The following is a 7,195-nucleotide window of genomic DNA, read 5'->3' as shown; positions in this document are numbered from 1 at the left end:
CCCACGTTGTGTTGACCGATGATTTGGCCCAATTGACCGGCGACCCACCCACCCCTCGCGATACAACAGACTCGACCGATTCGGCTCGCCATCCCTGGAGCAGGGCGCACCGCCGATTCGGCATTTTCTTGAATGACTTTTCTTGAACCCACAGAGAAGGCGAGCACGCTAGATGAATAACAACAATAAGATCGGCCACCCAAATCTGCGGCGCGGGCTGCTGGCATCGGCGGTTCTCGCCGGGTTGGGAATGACGCCTGTGCAGGCGTTCGAGTTTGATACCGGGAATGAGGACGTTTCGGTTCGTTTCGACAACACCGTGAAGTTCAACTACGCCCAGAGGGTCGAAGCTGCGAACAGCAAGCTGGCCAACGCCTGGAACAACAACGACGGTAACCGCAACTTTTCTTCCGGCAGCCCGGTCGCCCAGCGCCTCGATGTGCTCTCGGAGCTGGACGTGGTGTACAAGAAACAGATGGGCTTTCGGGTCAGTGCCAACAGTTGGTACGACCATGCCTACGACAACGTCGGCAGTGACAACGCGGCCACCAATCAACTCAACAACGGCCGGCCGGACTCGCGCCACCTGAGCGGTTACGCCGACCGCTACTACAACGGACCGTCCTCGGAAATCCTCGACGCCTTCGTGTTCGGCAGCACCGAGATCGGCGACGAATCGCTGTTGAGCGGCAAGGCGGGCAAGCACACCCTGTATTGGGGCGAGAGCGTGCTGGCCTTCGCCCACGGCAACAGCTACGGCCAGTCGGGTCTGGACTTGTCCAAGGCGCTTGCCGTGCCGGGCACCGAAGCCAAAGAGCTGTTCATTCCGCGCAACCAGTTGTCCACCAGTTTCACAGTCAACCCGGAGCTGACCCTGGCGGCCCAATACTTCCTGGACTGGGACGCTGCACGGCTGCCGGAATCCGGCACCTATCTGGGTTTCAACGACGGTATCCAGAACGGCGGTCACAACCTGTCGCTGATCGCCGCAAAGAACCCTCTGTTCGGGACACCGGGTCCCTTGGGCGCCAATCAGTTCCTGCGCCTGAGCAATGGCCACACGTACACCCCTGACCACAGCGGCGACTTCGGCCTGATGGCCAAGTGGAGTCCGGCGTGGCTCGACGGCACGATGGGTGTCTACTACCGCAAGACCTCGGACATCCTGCCCAACCTGGTGTTGCAACCGGTGGCGGTCGGCCCGGCTCAGCTGATTTCGGGCAACGTCGGCAGCTACAACCAGTTTTACGTCGACGACATCGATGTCTACGGCTTCAGCCTGTCGAAAAGCGTCGCGGGTGTGAGCGTCGGCTTCGACCTCAACTATCGCCACAACATGCCGCTGTCGAGCGTTCCGGCCACCGTCAACCCGACCTTGGGCGCGGCGCAGGCGCCGGGTTTCATCAGCAGCTTCGACGGCGAAAACGGCGTGGCACGCGGCAACACCGTGCACGCGGTGCTCAACGGCCTGACCACGTTCGGCGACACCCCGTTGTGGGATTCCTCTTCGTTGCTGGTCGAACTCGGCTATAGCCGCTGGCTCGACGTGACCGAGAACAAGCAACTGTTCAAAGGCGAGGACTGGTATCACGGCGTCGACAAGGTCTCCAAGGACAACTACATCCTCGGCATGAACTTCAACCCTACCTGGTATCAGGTATTCCCCGGCATCGATATGTCCATGCCGGTCAGCTACAACGTCGGCCTCGCGGGCCAGTCCTCCGTGCAACTGGGCGGCAACAAAGGCACCGGCAGCTACTCGGTCGGCGTCGGCATGGACGTGCGCAGCCAGTACCGCTTTGACCTCAAGTACGTCGACAACTTCGGCGATTTCGATACCTGTGGCTCTGCCGGCAGCGCCGGGGCACAGGGCGATGGTGCCGCGCCCGGCGCCAACGGCCAATACAACTGCGTTCCCGGCCAGACCACTGCGTTTGCCGGTACCGTGGCCCAGCTCAAGGATCGCGGCATGGTCACTTTCACTTTCAAAACCACCCTCTGATCCTTGAGTTGTGAGTCAACAGGAGACACCCATGAATTTCGTCAAATCAGTATTGGCCACCGCCCTCGCGCTGGCCGTCGCAGGTTCCGCCCACGCGGCGGTCAGCGCCGACCAGGCCGCGAAGCTCGGCACCAGCCTGACCTCGGTCGGCGCGGACAAAACCGCCAACGCCGATGGCAGCATTCCGGCATACACCGGTGGCCTGACCACGATTCCGGCCGATTTCAAGACCGGTGATTCGTTTCGTCCCGACCCGTTCGGCAGTGAGAAACCGCGCCTGGTGATTACCGGCAAGAACCTCGCCGAGCAAAAAGACAAACTCACCGCAACGGCCCAGGCTCTGCTCACTCGCTACCCGAGCTATCGCCTCGACGTGTACCCGACCCACCGTAGCGTCACGCTGCCTGACGCCGTGCTGAAGAACACCGCGAAAAACGCCGTGACCGCCAAGACCACCAATGGTGGCCTGTCGCTGGAAAACGTCCTGCCCGGCGTGCCGTTCCCGATGCCGGCTGACGGTAACGAAGCGATGTGGAACCACTTGTTGCGCTATCAAGGCGTGGCCATGACCAACAAATACGACTCGTGGAACGTCGACTCCTCCGGCACCGCGTCCCTGAGCTCCACGGGCGTGTTCAACATCGAATACCCGCTCTACGCGCCGAACCGATCCGTGGGGCCTGTCAGTGCCGATGAAACCTTCTACAAGATCAAGCTGACCTACACCGGCCCGGCCCGCCGCGCCGGGGAAGCGCTGTTGCTCATGGATTCGGTCAACCCGATGCAACAACCGCGTCGCGCCTGGCAATACCTGCCGGGGCAACGTCGGGTGAAACTGGCGCCGGACCTGGCCTACGACACACCGAACCCCGGCACGGTCGGCGCGGCGACCTACGATGACGCGTTCCTGTTCAACGGCGCGATGGATCGCTACGACTTCAAGCTGGTCGGCAAGAAAGAACTCTATGTGCCGTACAACACCTACAAGCTGAGTTATCACAAAGACGCGGCCGATGTGATGAAGGCCAATCATGTGAACCCGGACTTGCTGCGCTGGGAGCTGCACCGGGTGTGGGTGGTCGAAGCCACGCTCAAGCCGGGCAAGCGCCACATCTACAGCAAGCGCACGTTCTACCTCGACGAAGACAGCTGGATCGCTTTGGCGTCCGACGAGTACGACGCCCGTGGCCAGCTCTATCGCGGCGGCTTCTCGCACCTGACCTACAGCTACGACGTGCAGGCCCCGGACACCATTAACCACATGCTCTACGACCTGGTTTCCGGCGCCTATAACGTCAACGGTTTCTACGGTCCTTACGGTGGCCTGAAGTACATCGATCCACTGTCCAAGGCCCAGTGGTCCGCCGAGTCGCTGGCCGGTACCGGTATCCGCTAACCCCACAAACCCCTGTAGGAGCTGCCGCAGGCTGCGATCTTTTGATGTTGTTTTTGAAGAACAAATCAAAAGATCGCAGCCTTCGGCAGCTCCTACAGGACTGTGGGTGCACCCGAGATAACAATAATGACAATGATCAAATGGTTCCTTCTCGCCGCCTTGTCGGCGGCCATGGCCGTTCCGTTCACCCGCCCGGTGATCGCCAGTGAATTTGCCGATGTGCTGGAAACGCCAGCGCTGCGCAGCGAGTTGGCGGCGGGTTCCATGGTGACGGGGTTGGCCCGCGCCGGTGAGCGACTGGTTGCCGTGGGCCAGCGCGGGCACATTCTGTATTCCGATGACGCCGGCCAGCATTGGCAGCAGGCCCAGGTGCCGGTCAGTTGCGATCTGCTGGCCGTGCACTTTCCCACGCCGCAACTCGGCTGGGCCGTGGGGCACGATGGCGTGGTCCTGCACAGCAGCGATGGCGGGGAAACCTGGCGCCGGCAACTGGACGGGCGCCAGGTCGGCCCGATCATGCTCGCGTATTACCAGCGGCAACTCGACAGCCATCCGGATGACGCAGGCCTGCAAGCACGGGTCGGCGACGCGCAACGCATGGTCGAGGAGGGCGCCGACAAACCCTTCCTGGATGTCTGGTTTGAAAACGAGCGAGTCGGCTACATCGTCGGCGCGTTCAACCTGATTTTCCGTACCGACGATGGCGGCCTGCGCTGGACGCCGTTGCTGGAGCGCACCGACAACCCGGGCGCGCTGAACCTTTACGCGGTGCGTCCGGTAGGTGATGAGTTGTTCATCGTCGGCGAACAAGGCCTGGTCATGAAGCTGGATCGCGAGAGCGGTCGTTTCAACGCGCTGTCGACGCCGTACAACGGCAGCTTCTTCGGCGTCACCGGTAAACCCGGTGTCGCGCTGGTGTACGGCCTGCGCGGCAACGTCTTTCGCAGCACCGATGACGGGGCGAGCTGGAGCAGGATCGACGTCGGCCTGCCTCTCAGTATCACCGCCAGCAGCGTCACCGCCGACGGCCGCATCCTGCTGGTCAGCCAGGCCGGCCACGTGCTGGTCAGCACCGATGACGGTGCCAGTTTTCAACTGCAGCCCAACACCACACTGGCCCCGGTCGCCGCCGCCCAAGTGGCCAGCGGTGGTGCCCTGGTGCTCGCCGGCACCCGTGGCCTGCGCCAGTTGCCCCTCGAATAAGCCCGGCATTACAAAGAGAACAACATGATGGGTCATTACGAACTCGAAACAATGCCGGTGGTCCGCGAGCTCAAGGGCTTCGATGCCCGCTCCGGTAACGCCCTGGAACGGCTGATCTTCAACAACCGCCTGTGGGTGGTGCTGGCCTGCGTGCTGGTGACGGTTGCGCTGAGCTATTTCGCGACCACGCGGCTGACGCTCAATGCCAGCTTCGAAAAGATGATCCCGCAGAGCCAGCCCTTCATCAAAAACTACCTGGAAAACCGCCAGGCCCTGCGCGGGCTGGGCAATGCGGTACGGGTGGTGGTGGAGAGCAGCAACGGCGATATTTTCGACCCGCACTATCTGGATGCGTTGAAGGAAATCAACGACGAACTGTTTGTCACACCGGGCGTCGACCGGGCGTGGATGAAGTCGCTGTGGACCCCGGCGGTGCGCTGGACCGAAGTCACCGAGGCCGGCTTCCAGGGCGGCCCGGTGATGCCCGACTCCTACGACGGCTCGGCGCAGAGCGTGCAGCAACTGCGCCAGAACATCGCCCGTTCGGGGATCGTCGGCAGTTTGATCGGCAACAACTTCAAGTCGAGCATGATCTTCGTGCCGCTACTGGAGAAAGATCCGGTCAGCGGGCAGGCCATCGACTATCACCAGTTCTCGAAAACCCTTGAAGAGAAGCTGCGCGACAAGTACGAATTCGAAGGCAGCGTTCGCGTGGCGGGCGAGGAGGGCAAAGGCCCGCTGAAGATCCGCGTGATCGGTTTCGCCAAACTGGTCGGCGATCTGCTCGATGGCCTCATGCAGGTCATGCTGTACTTCGGCGCCGCCGCGCTGATCGCCACCGCCATCATCTTCTACTTCACCCGCTGTGTGCGCAGCACGGCACTGGTGATTCTGTGCTCGGTGATCGCCGTCGTCTGGCAATTGGGGCTGGTCGCACTGTGCGGTTTTGCCCTGGACCCGTTTTCGATCCTGGTGCCGTTCCTGGTGTTCGCCATCGGCGTGTCCCACGGCGCGCAGAAGATGAATGGGATCATGCAGGATGTCGGGCGCGGCACTCACCAATGGGTGGCCGCGCGTTATACCTTCCGCCGCTTGTTCCTCGCCGGGCTTACCGCTTTGCTGGCGGATGCCGTGGGCTTTGCGGTGTTGATGCTGATCGACATTCCCGTGATCCAGGACCTGGCGATCACCGCCAGCATTGGTGTCGCGGTGCTGATCTTCACCAACCTGGTGCTGCTGCCGGTGTTGCTGTCTTACTGGGGCGTCAGTCGCAAGGCCGCCGAACGCAGCTTGCGCGCCGAGAATAAAGAGCAGCGCGGCAAAGGCATGGGCGCGCTCTGGAGTTTTCTCGACAGGTTCACCGAACGTCGTTGGGCCACCGTTGCCGTGACTATCGCAGGCCTGTTGGCCGTGGGCGGGATTGCCGTCAGCCATCATTTGAAGATCGGCGATCTTGACCCCGGTGCGCCAGAACTGCGTGCCGACTCGCGCTACAACCGCGACAACGCCTACATCACCGCCAACTATTCGCTGTCCAGCGACCAGTTCGCGATCATGCTCAAGACGCCTGGCGAAGGCTGCCTGAAGTATGAAAGCCTGGTGGAAGCCGATCGGCTGGGCTGGTTGTTGCAGCAGCAACCCGGGGTGCAAACCACTGTGTCGCTGGTCAATGCCGTGCGGCAGATCACGGCGGGTTCCTACGAGGGCAATCCCAAGTGGCAGACCATCGCCCGCAACCAGAACGTGCTGAACTACGGCGCGCAGCAGGCCTCGGTCAGCAGTCCGGACCTGTTCAACAACGATTGCTCGATGATGCCGATCGTGGCGTATCTGTCGGACCACAAGGCCGAGACCCTCGATCGTGTGGTGCAAGTGGCGCAAACCTTTGCCCGCGAGCACAGCAACGGCGAGCGCCAGTTCATGCTCGCCGCCGGCAGTGCCGGGATCGAAGCGGCGACCAACATCGTCGTGCGCGAGGCCAACCGGACCATGCTGTTGTACGTGTATGGCGCGGTCATCGTGCTGTGCTTCATCACCTTCCGCAGCTGGCGCGCGGTGGTGGTGGCCGTGGTGCCGTTGATGCTCACGTCGATTCTTTGTGAGGCGCTGATGGTCTGGCTCGGCATGGGGGTGAAAGTGGCCACGCTGCCGGTGATCGCACTCGGCGTAGGGATTGGCGTGGACTACGCGCTGTACCTGCTCAGCGTGCAACTGGCGCAGCAACGTGCCGGGTTGTCGCTGACCGACGCCTACCGCAATGCCGTGGCGTTCACCGGTAAAGTGGTGGCGCTGGTCGGCATCACCCTGGCCGCTGGCGTGATCACCTGGGCCTGGTCGCCGATCAAGTTCCAGGCCGACATGGGCATCCTGCTGACGTTCATGTTCATCTGGAACATGGTCGGGGCGTTGATCCTTATTCCTGCGCTTTCGCATTTTCTCTTGAAAAACGTGAAAACCAGTAACCGGACTTAGCGCCGTCCCTGTAGGAGCTGCCGAAGGCTGCGATCTTTTGATTTTCCCCAAAAAAAAGCCCCGCCCGGCGCAATGCCGGGCGGGGTTTTGGATGACGCCGAACGCTACTTAAGCAACATTCA

At 61.9% G+C, this 7,195-nt stretch carries 4 protein-coding genes; all 4 read left to right on the top strand.

Features of this window, described 5'->3' with window-relative positions; translation table 11 throughout:
* Positions 1 to 172: 172 nt before the first annotated feature.
* Positions 173 to 2,002 (top strand): DUF1302 domain-containing protein, encoded by a 1,830-nt coding sequence (locus tag AC07YV_RS29500; RefSeq protein ID WP_102702784.1) that lies wholly within the window; start codon positions 173 to 175, stop codon positions 2,000 to 2,002.
* 31 nt (positions 2,003 to 2,033) lie between these two features.
* Positions 2,034 to 3,398, top strand: coding sequence for a DUF1329 domain-containing protein (locus AC07YV_RS29495; RefSeq protein ID WP_102702785.1), 1,365 nt, complete (start codon positions 2,034 to 2,036; stop codon positions 3,396 to 3,398).
* A gap of 126 nt (positions 3,399 to 3,524) precedes the next feature.
* The gene (locus AC07YV_RS29490) at positions 3,525 to 4,601 is read left to right on the top strand and encodes a WD40/YVTN/BNR-like repeat-containing protein (protein ID WP_102702786.1); all 1,077 of its coding nucleotides are present in this window, start codon (positions 3,525 to 3,527) and stop codon (positions 4,599 to 4,601) included.
* A 27-nt stretch (positions 4,602 to 4,628) separates the two neighbouring features.
* Positions 4,629 to 7,073 (top strand): efflux RND transporter permease subunit, encoded by a 2,445-nt coding sequence (locus tag AC07YV_RS29485; protein ID WP_102702787.1) that lies wholly within the window; start codon positions 4,629 to 4,631, stop codon positions 7,071 to 7,073.
* Positions 7,074 to 7,195 lie beyond the last annotated feature (122 nt).

This window comes from Pseudomonas sp. GW456-E7, assembly GCF_059424105.1.
This window is presented reverse-complemented; position numbering and strand designations above follow the sequence as displayed.